We start from the raw sequence: 20,829 nt of genomic DNA on the forward strand, positions 1-20,829 counted from the left end.
CCGCGGGGAGGCGGGCCCGCCTTTGTGAGCGCGGCGCATTTCGTTATATATTCCACTACATAACGCTATGCTTCGCGCCATGCGGGCCTGCCGCGACGAGTGCGCGAACCCTCCCACCACAAAGGTCAGTCACATGAAAATCCGTGCCATTCCGACGCTGGGCGCCCTTGCCGCCGCGCTGCTTGCCGCCCCCGCGCTCGCCGGCGAAGTGCAGGTGGCAGTCGCCGCCAATTTCACCGCGCCCATGCAGGCGATCGCCAAGGCGTTCGAGGAAGACACGGGCAACCGGGCGGTGGCCTCCTTCGGCGCCACCGGCCAGTTCTACGCGCAGATCAGGAATGGTGCGCCGTTCGAGGTATTCCTGGCGGCCGACGACAGCACGCCGGCCAAGCTGGACGCCGAACGGGAGACCGTGCCCGGCTCGCGCTTCACCTACGCGACCGGCGCGCTGGCGCTGTGGTCGGCGCGCGCCGGCTATGTCGACGACCAGGGCGCCGTGCTCAAGCAAGGCGATTTCAGGCATTTGTCCATCGCCAACCCCAAGACCGCGCCGTACGGGCTGGCCGCCACCCAGGTGCTGGCCAGACTGGGCCTGGCCGACAAGCTGGCGCCGCGCATCGTCGAGGGGCAGAGCATCTCGCAGGCGTACCAGTTCGTCGCCAGCGGCAATGCCGAGCTGGGCTTCGTGGCCCTCTCGCAGATCTACAAGGACGGCAAGCTGGCCGCCGGCTCGGCCTGGGTCGTGCCGGCCTCGATGCACGAGCCGATCCGCCAGGACGCGGTCATCCTCAGGAAAGGCCAGGACAACGCCGCCGCGCGCGCCTTCGTGGAGTACCTGAAGTCGCCCCGTTCCGCGGCTATCATCAAGTCCTTCGGCTATCAGCTGTAACCCCTTGCAGGAGTCCCGCCCTTGTCGCTGACCAGCGCCGACTGGGCCGCCATCTGGCTGACGATAGAACTGGCCTCGCTGACCACGCTGCTGCTGCTGGTGATCGGCACGCCCATCGCCTGGTGGCTGGCGCGCACGCGCTCGCGCCTGAAGGGGCCGGTGGGCGCCATCGTGGCGCTGCCGCTGGTGCTGCCCCCCACGGTGATCGGCTTCTACCTGCTGGTGGCCATGGGGCCCAACGGCTATGTGGGGCAACTGACCCAGAGCCTGGGGCTGGGCACGCTGCCGTTCACCTTCGCCGGGCTGGTGGTGGGCTCGGTGTTCTATTCCATGCCGTTCGTGGTGCAGCCGCTGCACAACGCCTTCGAGGCCATCGGCCGCCGCCCGATGGAGGCCGCCGCCACCCTGCGCGCCGGTCCGTGGGACCGGTTCGTCTCGGTGGCCCTGCCGCTGGCGCGGCCCGGCTTCGTGACCGCCGGCATCCTGGGCTTTGCCCACACGGTGGGCGAGTTCGGCGTGGTGCTGATGATAGGCGGCAACATCCCGGGCAAGACCCGTGTCGTATCGGTGCAGATTTTCGACCACGTCGAAGCGCTGGAATATGCGCAGGCGCATTGGCTGGCCGGCGGCATGGTCGTGTTCTCGTTCATCATCCTGCTGTTGCTGTACTCGCGCCGCCAGCGCGCCACGGCGGCACTCTGAGCGCTTACCGCATGCCATCCGATTTCCCGCCGGACCAGGCCGGCATCCACGCCCGCTTCCGGGTGGACTACCCCGAGTTCTCCCTCGACGTCGACCTGCGCCTGCCCGGTCGCGGCGTCACCGCGCTGTTCGGCCAGTCGGGCTCGGGCAAGACCACCTGCCTGCGCTGCATGGCCGGGCTGGCGCCGGTCAGCGACGGCTACCTCGACATCAACGGCGAGGTGTGGCTGGACAGCGCGGCGCGACGCGCCGTGCCCACGCACAAGCGCGCGCTGGGCTATGTATTCCAGGAAGCCAGCCTGTTCGAACACCTGGACGTGCTGGGCAACCTGCGCTATGGCATGAAGCGCGTCCCGCCCGCGCTGCGCCGCGTCGATCTGGAGCAGGCCACCGGGCTGCTAGGCATCGGCCACCTGCTGGCGCGCATGCCGGCCGGCCTGTCCGGCGGCGAACGCCAGCGCGTGGGCATCGCCCGCGCGCTGCTGACCAGCCCGCGCCTGCTGCTGATGGACGAGCCGCTGGCGGCGCTGGACGTGCAGCGCAAGCGCGAAATCCTGCCCTACCTGGAGCGCCTGCACGACGAGCTGGATATCCCGGTGATCTACGTCAGCCATTCGCCCGACGAAGTGGCGCGGCTGGCCGATCACCTGGTGCTGCTGGAGCAAGGCCGCGCGGTGGCCAGCGGCCCGCTGGACGCGCTGCTGACGCGGCTGGACCTGCCCATGGCGATGACCGACGACGCCTCGGTCGTGGTGACCGGCGAGGCCGCCGGTTTCGATCCCGGCTACGCCTTGCTGACGCTGCAACTACCTGGCGGGCGGGCGCGGCTGCGCTTCGTGCACCAGGCCACGCCGGACGGCCAGCGCCTGCGCGTGGTGGTGCATGCGCGCGATGTCAGCCTGGCGCTGCAGCAGCCGCGCGACGGCAGCATCCTGAACGTGCTGGCGGTACGCGTGCTGGAGATGGTGCCGGCGTCCAACCCGGCCCATGTCATGGTGCGCCTGGACGCCGACGGCACGCCGTTGCTGGCGCGCATCACCCGCTACTCGCGCGACCGGCTGGCGCTGGCGCCCGGCATGCAGGCCTGGGCGCAGATCAAGGCCGTGTCGCTGCTGGCCTGAGCGCGCCTACAGCAGCGGCTCGAGCGGCAGCAGCGAGAACAGCCACACGCTGAGGCGCCGCCACAGGCTGGCGCCCGGCTCGCTGTCGTGCCGCACGGTGGCGCCGTCGCGCTGTTCCAGCCAGTACAGGCTACCGTCGTCGTCCAGGCGCACCTCGTAGGTGGCGGCGGGAATGTCCTGGTCGAACATGGCGGCGATGTGGCGCGCCATGCCGGGGCTTTCGATCACGAAGCCCAGTTCGGTGTTGAGATGGGCCGAACGCGGATCGAAATTGAACGAACCTATGAAGACGCGCTCGCCATCGACGCCGAAGGTCTTGGCGTGCAGGCTGGACCCGGAACTGCCGAATCGGCCCCTGCCCTGCGGCTTGGGCCCGGCGTAGCTGCGCCGCATTTCGTAAAGCCGCACGCCCGCCCGCAGCAGCGCCTTGCGACGCTTGGCATAGCCGGAATGCACCACGGCCACGTCGGTCGCCTCCAGCGCATTGGTGAGCACGCGCACCTGCACGCCGCCCCGGGCCAGCGCGGCGAATGCCTGCGTGCCGGCCTCGGCGGGCACGAAATACGGCGACACCAGGTCGAGCGTGCGGCGCGGCTCGCCCAGGATGTTCCTGAGCTGTTGCGTCAGCAGGCCGGCCGGCGGCGCCTTGCCCAGGCCCTTGGCCGGATCGTCGCCGACCATGCGGGCCGGCGCCCATTCCAGCGGCAGCCGGCCGGCCATCAATTCGCGGATGAAGGGCAGCTCGCGCAGCGCGTCCATGTAGTCGCCGGCGGCCGGATCCTGTTCGATGCGCGCGGCGCGCTCGGCCAGGCCGCGCAGCGTATGGGCGCCCGGCGCGGGCAGCAGCGGCCCGACTGGCCAGGCGGACTCGCTGGCCCAATAGGCGTCGAATTCGGCGGACACATCGCCCACCACCGGCCCCACCGCCAGCACGTCCAGGTCGGCGAACAGCACGCCGTCGGTCGCGCCGAAATATTCGTCGCCGATATTGCGCCCGCCGATGATGGTGGCCTGGTTGTCGACGGTGAACGACTTGTTGTGCATGCGCCGGTTCAGGCGCGAGAAGTCAGTCAGGTAGCCCAGCGCCTTGAACGCGCGCGTGGGAAACGGATTGAACAGCCGCACTTCGGCGTTGGGATGCGCGTCCAGCGCGGCCAGCGCGTCGTCCAGCCCGGAGATGCCGTTGTCGTCGAGCAGCAGCCGCACCCGCACGCCGCGCTCGGCGGCCGCGTGCAGGGCCTGCAGCAACAGGGTGCCGGTCATGTCGTTGCGCCAGATGTAGTACTGCACGTCCAGCGTGCGCGTGGCCGCGCGCGCCAGCAACATGCGCGCGGCGAAGGCGTCCTGCGCGTCGCCCAGCACATGAAAGCCGCTAAGCCCCGGATGCGCGTCGGCCAGCCCGCCGACGCCCTGGCCCAGGGGCGTGGCGCGCGCCTGCGTGGCGTCCAGGGCGTGCGAGGCGGTGCGGTCGGCAGGCGGCGGCAAGGTACAGGCTCCCAGCAGGATGGCGCAGCCGGCCAGCGCCAGCAGCGCGGCCGCCCGCGCGCGGGCGGCCCGGATGCGCGAGAGGAGACGAGGCATGGAACTCCGGAAGGCCTTGAAACGAAGTCGGACGCGGAAGGACCGGCCGATGCAGGCCACGATTATGCAAAAGTTCACCGGCAGGCGAAAGCGCGCCGGCCGCGTACGTTGATACATAAAGGCGCAATATTCAAATCCAGATACGCAATAAAGCGCAACAATCGGCATTGGCGCCGGCCCGGTACGCGGGCGCGCCGTCCTGATCTCAAGCTGGTCGCTAGTCCCCGCGCCCCGCATCCGCGGCGCGCCAATCCGCCGGCGCCACGTCTGGCCCGCGCCGGCCTGCGTTGGGGGTGTCGCCATGGCAAGGAGCACGAAACTGGCAGCGGGCGCAGGCATGCTGCGCCACCTGGGATGGCTGGCGGCGTGCTGCGCCGCTTCGGCATATGCCACCGATTATCCGGCACTGACATTGAACCCGGGCGACGACTTCACGCTGCAGGGCGGCGATACCGTCACCGGCGCCACCGCCGTGCGCATGGGCGGCGCCACCCTGAATTTCGGCGCCGGCCCGATCGCCGTCGGCGCGACCAGCACCGGCATCTTCGCCACCAACGGCGCCAGCACGCTCATCAACTTCCTGCCCGGCAGCGTCGTCACGCTGGACGTCGCCTCGCCCACCTCTGGTGTGGGCATCACGACCTCGCCCAGTTCGAACACCGCCATCGATCTGCAGGCGAACTCGTCGTTGACCATCAACGCCTACCAGGGCATCAACCTGACGCATACGCCGCGGGCCGCCCCCAACCGCCTGAGCATCGGCGACGGCGCCACCCTGCGCGTGAACGCCAGCGGCACCGGCCTGGCGCCCAAGGGCCTGCTGATCAACAACAACAATTCGGCCGCCGTGGCCAGCGGCGGCACGCTGGACCTGCGCACGACCGGCGGACGCTATGCGCGGGCGCTGGAACTGTCGATCAGCTCGACTTACCCGGACTCCGCGGCCGACAAGTTCACGGCGGCGCCGGGCTCGAACCTGAACCTGAGCACCACGGGCCAGGACTCCGACGCCTTCTACATGCTGGGCGTGGGCGAGGCGCTGATGCAGGGCAATACCGACATCCATACGACCGGCGCCAACAGCACGGGCTTCTACCTGTACCGCTACGGCGCGCCGACCAGCCATCTGCTGGTGTCGCCGCACGCTGGCGGCCACGCCACCATCCTGACCGAGGGGGAAGGCAGCCATGGACTGTGGGCGATCAACGGTTCGCAGGCGGAGTTCGCCAACGCCAGCCTGCAAACGCTCGGCGACGAGGCCGCCGGCCTGTACGCCCTGACCACGATCGGGGAGACGCCCACGCAAGTACAGGCGGCCGATACCGCCATCACGACCGCCGGCGCGCAAAGCTATGGCGTGCTGGCGCAAGGCTATGGCACCCATGTGGCGCTGGCCCGCGGCACGGTCGCCACGAGCGGCGCGCGGGCGCACGCCGTGGTGGTGGCCGGCGAATCGACCTTCTCCGCCGACGGCACGGCGATACAGGCGCAAGGCGATGGCGCCATGGCATTGCTGATGTCCAGCGACCACGACGCGCAGACCGCCACCATCAGCGGCGGCAGCCTGCGCAGCCTGCGCGGCAGCGCCATCGGCATAGAGGGCGGCACCGCGCGCGTCGAACTGGACGGCACGGTCGTCGACGGCGCGACCAACTGGCTGCACGTGGCCGACTCCGGCACCCTGGCGGCCCTGCGCGATGTCACCGTGCCCGGGCGCGATCCGAGCCAGACCGATGCGCCCGCCTTTCCGGCCATCCTGCACGGGACGCGCGCCGCCGGCATCGCCGCCACGGCCACGGTCGTGGCGCGCAACGCCGACCTGACCGGCGCTGCCATTACCGAGCCGGGCAACACCTCGCACGTCACGCTGATCGACACCACCTGGCACATGACGGGCAGCTCGACCATCACCAGCCTGGTCAACGACCCCAGCCTGATCGACTTCGCCGCGCCGCAAGGCGGCGTCTACAAGACGCTGACCGTCGCCGATTACAGCGGCGACGGCACCATCGCCCTCAATACCTACCTGGGCGCGGACGACTCGCCCTCGGACAAGCTGGTGATCGATGGCGGCACCGCCAGCGGCACCAGCAAGCTGCGCATCAAGAATACCGGCGGCCCGGGCGCGGCGACCCAGGCGCAGGGCATCCTGGTGGTCGACACCCTCAACGGCGGCACCACGACGGCGGGCGCCTTCTCGCTGGCCGAACCCGTGGTGGTGGGCGCCTACGACTACCAGCTGTACCGGGGCGCGCAGACGCCCGAACAGGAACAGAACTGGTATCTGCGCTCGGCCATCCTGCCGCCGGTGGACCCGGCCAACCCGGACCAGCCGGGCGAGCCCATCCCCACCTATCGCCCGGAGACCCCGGGCGCGGTCATGGCGCCCGAAGTGGCGCGGCAGGTCGGCGCGCGCATGCTCGACACTTTCCATGACCGGATGGGCGACCAATATGCCTTGCTGAACTCGGCGCAGCGCAAGGCCGGCTGGGGCCGGGTCATCGGCCAGCGCCTGACGCAGCGCTGGGACGGCGACGTGGAGCCGCGCTTCAAGGGCAACATCTGGATCGCGCAGGCCGGCGCCGACATGCTCGAGCGCGAACGCGACGACGGGCTGAGCGACCGCCTCGGGCTGTTCGGCGCCTACGGGCAGGCCGACGGCCGCGTGGACGGCTTCGTGCAGGGCCAGCACGGCAAGCAGGCCGGCAAGCTGCGCGTCGAAGCCTATGGCCTGGGCCTTTACTGGACGCGGCTCAAGCAGACCAATTGGTACTGGGACAACGTGCTGATGGGCAATTACTACACGGGACGCTCGCGCTCGGACCGGGGCGTGGCCGCCTCGCTGGAGGGCTGGGGTTTCACGGCCTCGTCCGAAGCCGGTTATTCGTTCTTTCCGCGCCACGACATCATGCTGCAGCCGCAGGCGCAACTGGTCTACCAGTACACCTCGCTGGACGACACGCACGACGCCTACTCGACCATCCGCTACCACGGCGGCGGCGCGCTGACCGGCCGCATCGGCCTGCTGCTGCAAGGCAACGCCGACCAGCCGGAGAAGATCCGCCCCTACGCGCGCATCAATCTCTGGCATCGCTTCAGCCACGGCGAATCGGTCTCGTTCGGGCCGAGCGATTCGATCCGCACCGAGTACGGGTCGACCTCGCTGGACCTGCGCATCGGCCTGGCCGCGCCGCTCAACCGCCAGACCGAACTGTACGCCTCGGCGGGCTACGGTTTCGACCTGGACGGCAACCAGCGCCAGGCCTACTACGGCAACATCGGCGTGCGCTATTCGTGGTGAGGCGCCCCTAGCGCGCCGGCACCAGCGCCGGCATGACCCAGGCGCCGTCGCGCAGCGCCGGCTGGGGGCCGTAGAAGCGCGCCACCACGACAAACGGCCCCGCCGGCGTGGGCAGCCAGTTGGGCGCGTGCGCGCGCGCCGGCGCGTCGTGCTGCAGATACAGCGTCAGCGAACCGTCGCGGCCGCGCTTGATGCCCTTGGTGCGGCTGCCGATGGCGTAGCGGTCGATGGGATTGTCGGCCAGGCCGCGCGCGGGCAAGGCGTACACGCTGATCGACCAGAAGAACCGCACCGGCGGCTGCCGGCCGGACGCGAAGCGCAGCTCGTAGGCCCGCGCGCCGTCGAGCGGCCGGCCCTGCGCATCTTCGCCGATGGTGAGGTAGATGGCTTCGTCGGCCGTGTTGCCATAGATGCCGACCGCCGCCGCGACGGCGCGCTTGAGATAGTCGCCGCCCAGTTGCTCGCGCGAACCGTACAAGCCGGCCGGCGTGGCCGGAGCGGCGGCGTGGCGGGCGCCCTGCTCGATGGCCTGCTGGGCGTCGACGATGCCCGCGTCCACCGCGCGGCGCGTGGCCGCGTCCAGGCCGGCCGGATCGAAGGCGCGGCCGGGCTCGACGCCGATGCGCGCGAAGCGCGCCATCATGTCGGCTTCGGACTCCGGCTGCGGCTGGGTATGGGCCAGCAACTGGTTCAGATAGGCGATGAATCCGATGGAACTGGCGCGCTGCTCGTTCCAGGGCAGCCAATCGATCGCCGGCGCGCCGGCCGGCGCGGCCGTGCCGGTGTAGGCGCTGAGCGGCCGCAGGCCATAGCGCGCCTGCAGCGCGTGCACGGCCTTGACGTCGGCCGGGCCGTTGAGGGCGGTGCGGCCGAGCACGGCGACGAAATCGGTGTCGGCGCGCACGACCTGGGTGATGCCCTTGGGCACGGGGCCGGTCCACCCCGGGCCGGCGATCAGGTAATGCCCCGACCCGAAACCCGTGGCGCGCGTGCCCAGATAGGCCAGGTTGTAGGTGTACATGTCCACCAGCTGGAACGCGTTGTAGCGCGATTTCGGCACCGCCGGCAGCGACAGCACCCAGGGCTCGGCGCGCAGGTCGAGCCAGGCGCGCGAATACAGCGTATCGACGTTGGGAGTGGCCACGTCGACGCTTTGCGGCGTGTACGGCTCGGCGCGATGCTGGAACACGCCGAAGCCGCCCAGGTAGGCGGGCGAGGCCGTATCGATGGCCTGCTCGTACATGGAGCGGTAGTGGTACAGCATCGGGTAGGCATAGATGTAGGCCTCGCGCGCCGTGTTGCGCGCCTGCCCGGGATCCTGCGCGCCGGGCGCCGCGCACCCGGCCAGCACCGCCAGGGCCGCCGCGCCGGCCAGCGCCCGCGTCCGCTCCCACACTTGTCGCCACGTCGCCTTGCCCATGCCGTACTCCCGTCCAGGAGAATGCCGCCCGCGCCGGACCACCCCGCGCCGGACTAGCGTCGCACAACGGCCGCGCGTTTGCCATACGGGACAAGCAGCGATCCGCCGCCGGACGGACTACGCCGGCCTCGGGCGCGCGGACTAATGCGGATGGACGATTGCGCGGCGCGCCGTCATGGCGCGAACAGCAGCACGCCGAACACGGCGAACAATGCCAGGTGCGCCAGGCCGGCCACCGGCGTGGTGCGCTGGCCCATGAAGGTGAACAGGCTGAGCAGCAGCGTCAGCCCGAACAGCACGGTTTCGGCCGCCGAGATGCCGAACACCACGGTCTTGCCGGTCAGCAGGCCGATGGTCAGCACGGCCGGCACGGTCAGCCCCACGGTGGACACGAAAGCCCCCAGGCACAGGTTCATGACGCGTTGCATTTCGTTGGCGCGGGCCGCGCGCACCGCCGTGACCGACTCGGGGGTGAACACGATGATGGCGATGACCAGCCCGCCCAGCGCGGTGGGCAGGCCCGCGGCCGAGATGCCGTAATCGACCACCACGGCCAGGCTGTGCGACAGCAGCACGATGGGCAGCAGCGCTGCCAGCAGCACCAGCGAACGCACCAGCGCGGTGCGGCGCCCGCCCGGCGCGGCGGCGCCATGGCCGGCCTCGGGGCGCGGCGCGCCCGCCGGCTCGCCAATCGCCATGGCGCCGCCGGCGGGCTGCACGAACAAGTGGCGGCAGCGCCCCATCTGCAGCGCCAGGAACGCCGCGTACAGCACCACCGTCAGCGCCGAGAACGCGATGGCCTGCGCGGGCGAGAACATGCCCGGCCCGCCGGACACGGTGGCGTTGGGCAGCAGCAGCGCCATGCCGGTCAGCAACGCGATCATGGCCAGGTAGGCCGAGGCGCCCTGCGCGTTGTACGCCTGCGCGCCGTGGCGCCAGGCGCCCAGCAGCACGCACAGGCCGGTCACCAGGTTGAGGATGATCATCATCACCGCGAAGATCGAGTCGCGGCCGATGGTGGGAAACTCGCCCGGGCCCAGCATGACGGCGGCGATCAGGATGACCTCGATGCCGACCACCGACAGCGTCAGGATCAGCGTGCCATAGGGCTCGCCCAGTTGCTCGGCCAGGTGGTCGGCTTCGCGCACCACCACGAAGGCGGCCATGATGATGGTGCCGACCAGGACCACGGACAGCAGCGTCGCCAGCGGCGCGGTGGGCGCGGCCAGCAGGCCTTCGCCCAGGGTCAGGAACAGCAGGGTGACGAGCCAGGCGATGGCCAGGCGGATGCGCGTGGCGCGCGGCACCAGGGTGCGCGAATCGGTGGGAGCGGGATGAAGGGACGACACGGGTGGGATCTCGCGAGGTCGTCCTCAAGCCAGTACGCGCGCCGGGTCGTCCCGGCGCGGGATTGAAAGAGGCCATAGCATAACCCAGCGCGGCGATTCATTCGAATGCATGGGCGATGGCGGCGCCCTGCCCCGCGACGACTTGCAGGTCCAGGCGATGATCCGGGCCGGCCGGATTGCGCACCGTGACGGCGTAGCGCCCCGGCGGCAGGCTGAGTTGCTTGAGCGGCGGGCTGACCCCGCGCGGGCGGCCGTCGATCCAGACCTCGCCCCATGGCCGGATATCGACGCGCACGCTGACCGGTTGCGGCGCGGCCGGCGCGGGCACAGGCACGGGCGCCGGCCGCGCCGCCGGCGCCGATGCGGGCTCGGGCTCGGGCGCTGGCGCTGGCGCTGGCGCTGGCGCGGGCTCGGGCTCGGGCTCGGGCGCTGGCGCGGGTTCGGCCGGCGGCGCGGGCGCGGCGGCCGGCGTGGGTTCGGGCGCAGGCGCGGGGGATACTGGCGCGGGCGCGGGCGCGGGCGCGGGATCGGGTTCGAGTTCGGGCGCGGGCGCGGCGGCCAGGGACGGCGCCGGCTGATCGGCGGCGCGACCGCCCAGGCCGGCGTACAGGGCCACGGCCAGCGCAGCCAGCACCGCCACCACGATGGGCGCGGACGCGCGCGCCGGACGGCGCGCGGGGGCCGGCGCGGAGGCTGGCGCGGGAGCCGGCTCCACGACAGGCACGGCGGGCGCGGCCGGCGGCTCGGCCTGCCGGTCGGCCGCGTCCAGCAGCCGCGCGAACGCCGCCAGGCTGGCGGGCCGCTCGCGATAATCGGGCGCCAGCCCGGCATCGATGGCCTGCGCCAGCGCGTCCCAGCGCGCCTGGTCCAGGCGCCGCGCCAGGGGCACGCAGTCGTCGCGCACGCAGCGCCGCAGCGCCGGCGGCGGCGCATCGCCGGTGGCCAGCGCATAGGTCAGCGCGCTCAGTCCGTAGATATCGGTCCAGGGCCCGCACGGCTGGCCCGGATCGTCGCTGTATTGCTCGAAGGCGGCGAAACCCGCCGCGTGCGCCAGCGCCTCGGCATCGGCCGCCGGTTGCGCGGCGTCGACCAGCAGGCGGGCCCGCCCGTCGCGGTCCAGGCCCACGGTATGCGGCGCGATGCGGCCATGCACGCGCCAGCGCTCATGCAAGGGCGCGAGCTGTTCCAGCAGGTCGGCCAGCACCTGGCGCACGCGCGCCGGCGACATGGGTGCGGATGCATCCGCACTCAGGGGCCGCGGCGCGGCGGCCTCGAGGACGGGCGCGGTATCGGTGGCGGAAGATGGGCGCATGGGAGCTCCGGAGGCGGCCTTGCATTACACGCGCCACGCCGGCGGCGCGGCGAACAGGCGCAGGAACAGCGTGGCGTTCAGGGCGCCGCCATGCACATAGGTCTGCAAGGCGGCGCCATCGGCTTGATTGGTCCACCAGTAACTGGTGTGCGAACCGGGGTTGAAACAGAACGGCAGCTCGGGCCAGGCGGCCAGCCCGCGCGCGCCGGCCAGCGGCGCGTTGCCGGCCTGCCCGGCGTTGAGGATGTCCAGGATGTCCTGGCCGGCCGGCGCCTGCCGCGCCGGCGGCATGGCCATGGGCAACGGCATGGCCTGCAGCTGGCGGTCCAGCTGCTCGGCCGCGCCGCCGCGCCGCACCGCCGCCAGCAAGGTGGCGCCAAGCTGGCGGTAGTAGTCGCCGGCGTCCTCCAGCAGGCCGGGCTGGTAGGCCTGCGCGGGCACGACCGCCATGGCGCTCAACGGATAGGCGCGGCCCACGCGGTCGCGGCTGGGCGCCATGCCGCCCAGCAGGACCGCGCCGGCGCCGGCCCCGGCGGGGATGGCGAAGTTCCACAGCGGCGCGGCCGCATAGGCGCGCTCGGCGCCGCCGGCGGGCATCTGGCGCAGGGCGGCCAGCCCGTACTGCAGCCATTTGTCCCACCAGGCCACCAGCCCGTGCGACAGGCGCCGGCGCATGAAGTCGCCGGCGGCCGGGATCTTGCCGTACCAGCCCACGCCGCCGTCCGGATCCGCCCCCGGCATGGCGCGCCCGCCGCTCATGAACGGCCCGGGCAGGAAAAGCCCCGCATCTCGGCCAGGTGAAAGGGGCTCCTGACGCTGCCCGCGCGGATCTCCAGCACCACTTTGCGGCCGCCGATGTCGAAGCTGGCCAGCGAGATCTCGGGCGAGGCGCCGCGCGTGACGCGGGCCTGGTCGAGCAGGCGATTGAGCGCCCACGGCCCGCTGGCCGACAGGCCCGCCGCGCCGACCTGGGGCGTGAGCTCGATGCGCACCTGGTTGGCGCCGCGCGGCCCCGGCCATTGCACGGAGGTCGCGACCTGCGGGCCATGCGCATAGCGCACGGTCTGGCCGTCCACGTCCATGACGAACTGCGTGATGGCCGGGTCCATTTCCACCGGGCGGATCGAGACGCGAAAGGCCGGCTCCGCGCTGCCGGCCATGAAATAGGCGTCGCGGATCGCCGCGGCGCGCTGGAACGAATCCAGCAGCGCCGACGCCTGGCCCGGCGTGCCGTCCATGCCCGGCTTGAAGCGCCAGCGCGCCTCGGACACGTCGATCTGGCTGACCAGGTGCTTCTGGAAGAACTCGTCCATCATGCCGTCGGGCGCGAACAGCCGCGCCAGGTCGTTGGGCGCGACGTCGCGCTGCGAGCCGGGCGCGAAGGGATAGCGGCCGGCGATGGCCTGGCGGCAGAACAGGCCGATGGTGGCGTACAGGTCCTCGCCCAGCCGCTCGCGCGCCACGCCGGACACTTCGCCCGCGGCGCCGGTGGACAGATCGTCGAGCACGTCGCGCAGGGGCCGCGGCAGGCGGCCGGCCTCGGCGCGCAGCTTGGTCACCACGTCGGAGGCGGGCGCGGGGCTGGCGCTGCGCAAGGCCGCGTCGGCCGCCGTCAGGTAGGTGTACAGCTCGTTGACCAGGCTGGTGGTGGCGGCAATCGGCGCGCCGCCCTGCCCGTCGGCGCGCGCCAGCCTGCGCCATGGCTCGAAGTGCTGGTCGACGACGCGCTCCAGCTTGCCGTCGCCGGCGTCGGCGCGCGTCGCCGCGCCCGGCCCGGTGGGTCCGAACATCTGCTCCAGCGCCTCGCGCGTGCTGCTGACGCGGTCGCGCGCCTGGTCCACCAGCGAGCGCTCGTCGCCGTCCGCGTCGCGCAGCAGCGTGGTCTCGCGCGCCACGCCCTGGGTCAGCCGCACCAGCGGCGAGTCGGGCGCCGACAGGGTGCGCGCCAGCTGGATGCTTTGCAGCAGCGAGCCGCGCGGCGCCAGCGCCAGGTCCTCCAGGTAGCCGTCCCAGCGCGCCACGTAGTCGTTGAGGTACAGGCGCTTGATATCGACGATGAGCTGCTGGCGCGCGGCTTCGTCCAGCACGCCCGGCGGCGCGATGTCCAGGACCCAGGCATCGTCGCTGCGCAGGCGCTCGGCCACACGCGTGACGCGCGGGTTGAACACGTCCCAATAGCCGCGGTAGGTGTACAGCGCCGGGATGCCCTGGGCCAGCGGCTTGCCGCTCTTGCGCACGAAGACGGCGCTGGCCTGCGGCCCGCCCAGCGTCACCGCGGTGGTGGGCGGCTGGACGTCGGCGCCGGCCAGCATGCGGCGCAGCCGGCTGTAGGCGCGCTGCGCCAGCGTGTGACGCGCCAGCTCGTCGCGCGCCTGCCGCACCAGCGCCTCGTCGCGCGGAAACGGCGAGGCCAGCACCCCGCCCTGCGCCAGCTGGCGCAGGTGCAGCGACATCAGGTCGTACTGCCGGCGCGTATAGCCCTCGGGCAGCGTGCCCTGCATATCGGACAGCAGCCAGGCGTGCATGAACTCCGCGTCGTAGTGGTCGGCCTCGTACAGCATCAGGTAGGCGCGCAGGGCCTCGTAGCCGTACTCCAGGTCGTCGGCGCGGGCCGCGCGCAGCGCCGCCTCGATGCGGCGCGCCACTTGCGGCAGCAGCACGCTGTCGAGCGTGCCGCGATAGACGCCCTGCATCGCCGCGTGCATCTTGCCGCCCTGGTACAGCCCGAAGCGATAGGACAGCGGCGGCGCGTCCGGCTCGAAGGCGGCGTCGCGCGGCAGGTACCACAGGCCGTCCAGGAAGGGCATCAGGCCCAGCACATCGCCCGAGCGGGTGATCTTGATCTCGCGCCCCAGCTTGTCCACCGTCGGCACGCGCCGCGCCACTTCGTCGAGGTAGCGCGCGTTGTTGCCGTAGCTGACCAGCCAGCCCGCCGCCAGGCCCAGGAACGCCAGCGTGATCAGGCCGTAGCCGGCCCAGTGCAGCCGGCGGTAGCGGCGCTCCCAGCGCAGGTTGCGGCCGGCCAGGCCGGCCTCGGGGAAGATCACGTCCTGCAGCAGCCGCTTGAGGAAGAAGCTGCGGCCTTCCTCGGCCGCGGCCGGAGCCGGTCCGTTTTCGATGCGCAGATAGCGCTTGAGGTGGCCGGTGACCTGGTCGAAGGTCTCGCCGCCCTGGGTGCCGCTGGTGAAGTACACGCCGCGCGGCACCAGGCGCTCTTCGAAGCGCGAACTGGCGAACACGTCGCTGAGGAAATGACCCAGCACGGCCTGCAGGCCGGCGAACTGCTGCGGCAGCAGGTAGGCCAGCGCGCGGCGCGCCTCGTCCGGCTCGGCGGCCAGCACTTCGGGCAGGGCGTCGTCGAGCCGGCGCTGCAGCAGCCGGTACTCGGCATGAAAGGCTTCGTACAGGTCGAAGTCCGGCTCCTGGGCGCGCGCGTAGGGCAAGGTGAAGCCCCATACCTGCTCCAGGTCTTCGCGGCTGAACGAGGCGAAGTATTGCTCGAAGCCTGCCAGCAGGTCGGCCTTGGTCACCAGCACATAGACCGGGAAATGGATGCCCAGCTGCTCGCGCAGCTCCTGCAGGCGCCGGCGCAGCACCGCGGCGTGGCGCGCGCGCTCGGCGTCGGACGCGGCCAGCAAGTCCTCGATGCTGACGGTGAGCATGGCGCCGTTGATGGGCTGGCGGCCCCGGAAACGCGTCAACAGGCCGAGAAAGCCGCGCCAGGATTCCTCGTCGCCGGTGGGGTCGCTTTCATGGGTGGTATAGCGCCCGGCGGTATCGAGCAGCACCGCGTCGTCGGTGAACCACCAATCGCAATTGCGGGTTCCGCCCACGCCGCGCAGCGCGGCCTTGCCGAAGCGGTCGGCCAGCGGAAAGTCCAGGCCCGAATTGACCAGGGCGGTGGTCTTGCCCGAACCTGGCGCGCCGATGATGACGTACCAGGGCAGCTGGTACAGGTATTGGCGCGAATAGCGCCGCAGCCAGCCGCGCCCGCCGCCATCAAAGCGCGTCTTGCGCAACAGCTCCACCGCCTCGTCGAAGCGGCCTTCGAGCTCGCGCAGGTCCGAGGGCGGCGGCTCGGCCGCGGCCTCGGCCTCGGGCTGGGCCGGCCGGCGCAGCTGGCCCAGCAGCTGGGCATTGAGGCGGCCTTCGCGCCACTTGCGCCACAGCAGGCGCAGCAGCGCGAAGGCGAACAGCGCGGCGATGACCAGCATGCGCGCGGTCTCGCTTTCCAGCGGACGCAGCGCGCCGATCGCCAGCAGCGGACCGGCGATCCACACCAGCAGCGCCAGCGCCACCAGGCCCAGGAAGCTCCACAGGCCGCGCGAGAGCAGCCATCCGAACAGGCGCGGGATCATGGCGTGGCTCCTTCGGGCGTCTGGGCATGCGGCGCCGGCGGCACCATCACGGTGATTTCGACCCGCCGGTTGACCGAACGTCCGGCGGGGGTGTCATTGGGGGCCAGCGGATCGGCCTCGCCGCGCCCTTGCGCGCGCACACGGCCGGACGGGCCCAGGCGCGCGTCGATGACCGCCTTGACCGCTTCGGCGCGCGCCTGCGACAGATGCCAGTTGGACGGAAAGCGCGCCGTGCGGATGGGTACGTTGTCGGTATAGCCGCGCACCACGATATCGCCGCGCGTCTGGCCCAGCGCCTCGGCCACCCGCGCCAGCACCGGCGCATAGCGGTCGCGCACGGCGACCGCGCCCGACTCGAACAGCCCGTCGCCGCGCAGCACCACCACGCTGCGATCGACCTCGTCGCGCACCGTCACCAGGTTGTCGCGCACCTCGGGCTGCAGGAATACCGCCAGGCGGGGCGCGGGCGCCGGGCGTGGCGCCGGCGCCAGCTGCACCGTGGGCGGCTTGAGCCGCGCGACCGCGGCGAACACCGCGTCGGAGCGTTCGCCCAGGCGCCACGACAGGCCCCAGAACAACGCCAGCGCCAGCGCCGCCGCCAGCGCCCCGTAGGCCCACAGCGGCACCGGCAGGCGGCGCAGCGCCTGCTGCACCGGCGTATCGCGCCAATGCGGCGAGAGCGCGCGCGGATACTCCCCGCGCGCGCCGCGCAGGATGCGCAGCAGGCGCTGGCGCAAGGTCTCGAGCTGCGTGCGGCCGTTGTCGATGACGCGGTAGCGGCCCTCGAAGCCCAGCAGCAGGCAGTAGTACAGCAGCTCCAGCAAGTCCAGATGCTGTCCGGGGTTCTGCGACAGCTTGGCCAGCAGCTGGAAGAATTTCTCGCCGCCCCAGGTTTCGTTATGGAACGTCACCAGCAGGCTGTGGGCCGACCATACGCCGCCCCCGCCCCAGGGCGTGAGCGCGGCGGCCTCGTCCAGCGCCGTGCACAGGCAGTAGCGCGCGCCCAGGATGGTTTCGTTGGGAATGCCGGACTGCTGCGCGCGCAGCTCGAACTGGCGCACTTCGTCGACCAGGTACTCGCGCAGCATGGCCGGCGCGGGATGGGCCGTGGTGGCGCGGATCTGCGGAATCAGGTCCAGCAGCGGATTGGCGGCCGCCACCAGCGGATTGGAGCCGCTGATGACGTACTCGTGCGGGCGCAGCCGGCTGGCCGCGCCGGGGTCGGCCGCCGCGTCGGCGCCGAAATCGGGAAAGGGGGGGTTGGCGGCGTGCATGATGGTCTCCTGTGCCCGGTTCAGTCGCGCACGGCCCAGAACTCCAGCGCCAGGCCGGGAAACTCGCCCGCCAGGTGCAGCGCCAGCGCGCCGGTGCGCTCCAGCTGCCGCCAGAACTCGCCGTTCTTGTCCAGTTCGAAGTACACGTGGCCCGCGCTATAGGGAATCTGGCGCGGCGCCACCGGCAGGGCGCGCACCGCCACGCCGGGCAATTGCAGGTGCACCAGGTCGCGGATGCGCTCGACCGGGCCGATCTTGACCTGGGCCGGAAAGCGCGTGCGCACCGTCTCGGCCGGCATGTCGGCGTGCACGGCGAGCACGAAACCGGCGCTGCGCAGCAGCTCGGCATCGGCGATCTGCGCCACGCGCACGCCCTGGCCGCGGTCGTCCAGCGGGATCTGCACCGCGTGCTGCTCCAGCACCACCGACAGCGAGCGGCGCAGCTCGTCCATGAGCGGCCCGAAGCTGGCCTGCAGGTCGTCGTGGCGGTAGTCGGGCAGCACCTCCGGCAGGCGCGTGGCGCAGGTATAGGTGGCCAGGTCGCAGGCCAGCATCAGCCAGTCGCGAAACAGGCGCTCGGGATGCAGGGCCGGCACCTGGCGCGCATGCCACAGCGCGCCGGCATAGCGGTTGACCAGCGCCAGCAGCAGGAAGTCGGCCACTTCGGAGACGCCGCCGCGGCCCGGCTGCGTCAGCCGCTGCGCCAGCGCCGCCCCGCGCGCATGCAGCAGTCCGTACAGTTCGCCGGCGTAGCCGCGCAGCACCGGATTGGCGTCGGCGGCCAGCCAGGGCGGGATGTACCGGTCGTCGAGCACCACGCGGTGGTCGGCCCGGCGCTCCAGCACCCGCACGGCGCCCAGCGCCACCCACTCCTCGCCCAGCTCGGCTTCGGGCACCAGCCGCAGGCGCAGGCGGCCCAGCTGCACCAGCGCCGGCTCCAGGCCCACCGAGCCGGAATCCTCGATCTCGCCTTCATGCACGCAATAGCGCGCCAGCGTATCCGCGTCGTCTTCGTAGACTACTTCGCAGGCGCCGGCGCGGCGCCGCGGCAGGGCCAGCATCACGCGCGCATCGCGCATGGCCGGGTCGATGTCCAGCGCGGGCGGCCCCTCGTCGGCGCGCTCGAACTCGAATGGCGTGCCGTCGGGCAGCACGCCCGCGGCGCGCGCCAGCGCCAGCTTGCCCAGCGCCAGCGCGTCGCGATCGATCTCCAGCGCGGTGTAGCCCCAGCCGCGGCCCGCGGCCGCCGCGGCGCGCACGCGCAACTGCGCCTCGATATGCCGCTCGAACTGCTGGAAATGTTGCGGCCGCAGGAACATGCCCTCCGACCAGACGACCTTGTTGTCCAGTGCCATATGCGATTCAAGAGATGAAGACACGCCGGCGCCCGCGGCGCGGCGTCAGAAGGGCCACCAGGAACGCTCCCGGTCGACGATTTGCACGCCCTGCCCGCCCACCGCGACGCGCACGGTCTCCTCGTTGGGCGAGAACTGCCAGAACTTGTAGATGTTGGTGTTCTGGGCCTGCGGCAGGGGCACGACGATGCGCCAGGGGCTACGCTCGAGATCGCGATAGGCCGCCACGATGCCGACCACGCGCGCCTCGGTATTGCCCGGATACGACAGCTTGCGGGTTTCGCCGGGCTGCAGGATGACCTGGTCGGTTTCGATGAGCGACTTGCCCAGCGTGGCCTGCGCGTCGCCTTGCAGGGTGAAGAAATCGCGCGCCTCGAACTCGGCGGACGAACGCAGCTCGTACAGCGTCACCTGGATCGGCGAGGGCCGGCCCGAGGCATCGGGATTGACGCGCGGGTCGGCCTTCAGCTCGATCGCGTAAGGCACCGCCTTGCGGCTGGCCGTGGACGAGCAGCCGGCGGCCAGCACCGCGACGGCGATCCAGGCCGCGGCGCGCAACGCGCGCCATGCGGATACAGCAACAAGCAAGCATCGATTCGCCATCCGGCAGGCCCGTTTTCCATGTCGAGGAAAGCCGCTATGACAAGCGACGCGCACGGCACCTTTATGACAACGAAGATATGGTTACGCCTGTTACGTCCGCGGCGCGCCGCGCCAGCAATTGGTCATGATTGGTTTACCCCTCGAATTATTTCTGTCGCAACGCGCCGATATCATGGCCAGACCGTCCGCGCGGCACACATGCGGTAACGCGCCGCGCGGGAATCGAAGACCGACACGACCTTTCCGTTCATGACTCTGCGATTTCACGCGGCCCTGCTGGGCTGCGCCATTCTGCTGGCGGGCTGCGCCGGCCCCGCCGCCGAGCACGCCGGCGACGCAACCGGCGGCCAGGCCGAGCGCGAACTGCGACAGATCCGCCAGTCATACAGCGCCGGCGCCTATGGCGACGTGATCCGCCAGGTGGCGCACGCCGACGCGCTGGCGCAGGCGCCCCAGGCCATGCGCATCGAGGCCTGGAAGCTGCAGGCCTTCAGCTACTGCGTCACCGATCACCAGGTGCTGTGCGAGGCGGGCTTTCGCCGCATCCTGCAGGCCGACCGCACGTTCATGCTGGAACCCAACGAGGCCGGCCATCCGCAATGGGGGCCGGTTTTCGAGCGCGCCCGCGCGGCGCCGGCCGGCTGACGCCCTGCCCTTGCACGGACCCACCCCATGATGCTGACGCTGATCGAACGCAACCCCGAGCCCGGCGCGTGCGCGCGCCAGGCGGACTTCCACGCGCCCGGCGGCACGCTGGGCCGCGACGCCGAGAATTGCCTGGCCCTGCCGGCCGCGCCCGGCCAGCTGTGCCGCGTGCAGGCCGTGTTGCGCGCCGACGCGCAAGGCTGGCGCCTGCACAACCTGAGCGACATGGCCGCGGTGCACGTCAATGACGCCGCGCTCGCGCCCGGCGCCATGCGCGCCATCCAGGCAGGCGATACGCTGCGCGTGGGCGCGCACATCCTGGACGTGGCCGGCCCCGGCGCGCCCGCAACACGGCCGGCGGCGGCGGACGCGCCCGCCGACGCGCCGCGCCCCGAGCAGGCCGGCGCGGCCGAGGACATTTTCAGCGGCCTGTTCGGCCCCGGCACCCTGCCGGTGGGCGGCATCGCCGATGCCGCCACGCATCCCTTCGACCTGGATTCCGCGCAGGCGCGCAACGCCGCCGATCCGCTGGCGCACCTGCCGGCCGGCGACGCCGCGGTCAGCCGCCCGGCGGGCGACCCGCTGGCGCTGTTCGACGCGCCGCACGGCGGCGCCGACGTGTTCGCCGACGCCACCCCCTCGGCCCTGCCCGCGCACGATCCGCTGGCGCCGCTGCGCGCCGATCCGGTGCGCGACACGCTGCAGCCGCGTCAGGCGGCCGGCGACGGCCCGGCCACGCACGACCATGCGCCGGCGGGGGGCACGTTCCTGCGCCCGGCCGCGCCGCGCGCGAACAAGGATTGAGTCGGCGGGTGTCTCGCCCCGTATGGGGATGAGGCGCCCGCGGCATGATGTGCCTGTCCCCGCTGGGACAGGCACACCGCACGGGCAGACACCTCATCCCCATGCGGGGCCCGAC

The 20,829-nt window shown here is 71.9% G+C and carries 15 protein-coding genes; 6 read left to right on the top strand and 9 right to left on the bottom strand.

Going from position 1 to position 20,829, the window contains the following annotated elements:
* Window positions 1-133: 133 nt before the first annotated feature.
* From modA to modC, 3 genes are read left to right on the top strand one after another with little or no spacing between them, the layout of a single operon-like run.
* Entirely contained in the window at window positions 134-889 is a 756-nt protein-coding gene (modA, locus tag CAL11_RS20230; protein WP_086094023.1) for a molybdate ABC transporter substrate-binding protein, read from the top strand.
* A gap of 21 nt (window positions 890-910) precedes the next feature.
* On the top strand, window positions 911-1,591 hold the full coding sequence (gene modB / locus CAL11_RS20235; RefSeq protein ID WP_086094024.1) for a molybdate ABC transporter permease subunit: 681 nt from the start codon (window positions 911-913) through the stop codon (window positions 1,589-1,591).
* 11 nt (window positions 1,592-1,602) lie between these two features.
* The gene (gene modC, locus CAL11_RS20240; protein ID WP_086094025.1) at window positions 1,603-2,712 is read left to right on the top strand and encodes a molybdenum ABC transporter ATP-binding protein; all 1,110 of its coding nucleotides are present in this window, start codon (window positions 1,603-1,605) and stop codon (window positions 2,710-2,712) included.
* 6 nt (window positions 2,713-2,718) lie between these two features.
* Here modC and CAL11_RS20245 read toward each other — a convergent pair whose 3' ends face one another.
* Window positions 2,719-4,293 (bottom strand): phospholipase D family protein, encoded by a 1,575-nt coding sequence (locus tag CAL11_RS20245; protein WP_244172847.1) that lies wholly within the window; start codon window positions 4,291-4,293, stop codon window positions 2,719-2,721.
* A gap of 337 nt (window positions 4,294-4,630) precedes the next feature.
* On the opposite strand from CAL11_RS20245, the gene CAL11_RS20250 reads away from it, so the two are divergent.
* Window positions 4,631-7,594, top strand: coding sequence for a BB0821 family autotransporter (locus tag CAL11_RS20250; RefSeq protein WP_086094026.1), 2,964 nt, complete (start codon window positions 4,631-4,633; stop codon window positions 7,592-7,594).
* A 7-nt stretch (window positions 7,595-7,601) separates the two neighbouring features.
* Here CAL11_RS20250 and CAL11_RS20255 read toward each other — a convergent pair whose 3' ends face one another.
* The 8 genes from CAL11_RS20255 to tssJ all read right to left on the bottom strand — a co-directional run bounded on the left by CAL11_RS20255 (window position 7,602) and on the right by tssJ (window position 19,250).
* Window positions 7,602-9,014 carry a DUF1254 domain-containing protein gene (locus CAL11_RS20255; protein ID WP_086094027.1) on the bottom strand — a complete coding sequence of 471 codons (1,413 nt, stop codon included), beginning with the start codon at window positions 9,012-9,014 and terminating at the stop codon, window positions 7,602-7,604.
* A gap of 173 nt (window positions 9,015-9,187) precedes the next feature.
* Window positions 9,188-10,363, bottom strand: a complete 1,176-nt coding sequence (locus CAL11_RS20260; protein WP_086094028.1) for a calcium:proton antiporter — start codon at window positions 10,361-10,363, stop codon at window positions 9,188-9,190.
* Between the two features lie 97 nt (window positions 10,364-10,460).
* Complete coding sequence (locus CAL11_RS20265; RefSeq protein ID WP_086094029.1) at window positions 10,461-11,675, bottom strand: hypothetical protein; 1,215 nt, start codon at window positions 11,673-11,675, stop codon at window positions 10,461-10,463.
* A gap of 24 nt (window positions 11,676-11,699) precedes the next feature.
* Entirely contained in the window at window positions 11,700-12,434 is a 735-nt protein-coding gene (gene tagF, locus CAL11_RS20270) for a type VI secretion system-associated protein TagF (protein WP_086094030.1), read from the bottom strand.
* Window positions 12,431-16,033 (bottom strand): type VI secretion system membrane subunit TssM, encoded by a 3,603-nt coding sequence (gene tssM / locus CAL11_RS20275; RefSeq protein WP_086094031.1) that lies wholly within the window; start codon window positions 16,031-16,033, stop codon window positions 12,431-12,433. The genes tagF and tssM overlap by 4 nt, the downstream gene beginning before the upstream one ends.
* Window positions 16,030-17,307, bottom strand: coding sequence for a DotU family type VI secretion system protein (locus CAL11_RS20280; protein ID WP_086094032.1), 1,278 nt, complete (start codon window positions 17,305-17,307; stop codon window positions 16,030-16,032). Before CAL11_RS20280 ends, tssM begins: the two co-directional genes overlap by 4 nt.
* Window positions 17,308-17,327: 20 nt before the next feature.
* Window positions 17,328-18,662, bottom strand: a complete 1,335-nt coding sequence (gene tssK, locus CAL11_RS20285) for a type VI secretion system baseplate subunit TssK (protein WP_086094033.1) — start codon at window positions 18,660-18,662, stop codon at window positions 17,328-17,330.
* Window positions 18,663-18,707: 45 nt separating this feature from the next.
* Window positions 18,708-19,250 (bottom strand): type VI secretion system lipoprotein TssJ, encoded by a 543-nt coding sequence (tssJ, locus tag CAL11_RS20290; RefSeq protein WP_086094034.1) that lies wholly within the window; start codon window positions 19,248-19,250, stop codon window positions 18,708-18,710.
* 264 nt (window positions 19,251-19,514) lie between these two features.
* Here tssJ and CAL11_RS20295 point away from each other — a divergent pair, with 264 nt between their 5' ends.
* Both CAL11_RS20295 and CAL11_RS20300 read left to right on the top strand, forming a co-directional pair.
* Window positions 19,515-19,910, top strand: coding sequence for a TssQ family T6SS-associated lipoprotein (locus CAL11_RS20295; protein ID WP_086094035.1), 396 nt, complete (start codon window positions 19,515-19,517; stop codon window positions 19,908-19,910).
* A gap of 27 nt (window positions 19,911-19,937) precedes the next feature.
* Window positions 19,938-20,714 (top strand): hypothetical protein, encoded by a 777-nt coding sequence (locus CAL11_RS20300; RefSeq protein WP_086094036.1) that lies wholly within the window; start codon window positions 19,938-19,940, stop codon window positions 20,712-20,714.
* The last annotated feature ends 115 nt before the right edge of the window (window positions 20,715-20,829 follow it).

It is taken from the genome of Bordetella genomosp. 6, assembly GCF_002119705.1.
Taxonomy (GTDB): Bacteria; Pseudomonadota; Gammaproteobacteria; order Burkholderiales; family Burkholderiaceae_B; genus Bordetella; species Bordetella bronchiseptica_F.

What these genes read in the sequence shown, in the direction of transcription:
- modA (WP_086094023.1), top strand. Translation starts at nt 134, where the DNA reads ATGAAAATCCGTGCCATTCCGACGCTGGGCGCCCTTGCCGCCGCGCTG.
- modC (WP_086094025.1), top strand. Translation starts at nt 1,603, where the DNA reads ATGCCATCCGATTTCCCGCCGGACCAGGCCGGCATCCACGCCCGCTTC.
- CAL11_RS20245 (WP_244172847.1), bottom strand. Translation starts at nt 4,293, where the DNA reads ATGCCTCGTCTCCTCTCGCGCATCCGGGCCGCCCGCGCGCGGGCGGCC.
- CAL11_RS20250 (WP_086094026.1), top strand. Translation starts at nt 4,631, where the DNA reads ATGCTGCGCCACCTGGGATGGCTGGCGGCGTGCTGCGCCGCTTCGGCA.
- CAL11_RS20255 (WP_086094027.1), bottom strand. Translation starts at nt 9,014, where the DNA reads ATGGGCAAGGCGACGTGGCGACAAGTGTGGGAGCGGACGCGGGCGCTG.
- CAL11_RS20265 (WP_086094029.1), bottom strand. Translation starts at nt 11,675, where the DNA reads ATGCGCCCATCTTCCGCCACCGATACCGCGCCCGTCCTCGAGGCCGCC.
- tagF (WP_086094030.1), bottom strand. Translation starts at nt 12,434, where the DNA reads ATGAGCGGCGGGCGCGCCATGCCGGGGGCGGATCCGGACGGCGGCGTG.
- tssM (WP_086094031.1), bottom strand. Translation starts at nt 16,033, where the DNA reads ATGATCCCGCGCCTGTTCGGATGGCTGCTCTCGCGCGGCCTGTGGAGC.
- CAL11_RS20280 (WP_086094032.1), bottom strand. Translation starts at nt 17,307, where the DNA reads ATGCACGCCGCCAACCCCCCCTTTCCCGATTTCGGCGCCGACGCGGCG.
- tssK (WP_086094033.1), bottom strand. Translation starts at nt 18,662, where the DNA reads ATGGCACTGGACAACAAGGTCGTCTGGTCGGAGGGCATGTTCCTGCGG.
- CAL11_RS20295 (WP_086094035.1), top strand. Translation starts at nt 19,515, where the DNA reads ATGACTCTGCGATTTCACGCGGCCCTGCTGGGCTGCGCCATTCTGCTG.
- CAL11_RS20300 (WP_086094036.1), top strand. Translation starts at nt 19,938, where the DNA reads ATGATGCTGACGCTGATCGAACGCAACCCCGAGCCCGGCGCGTGCGCG.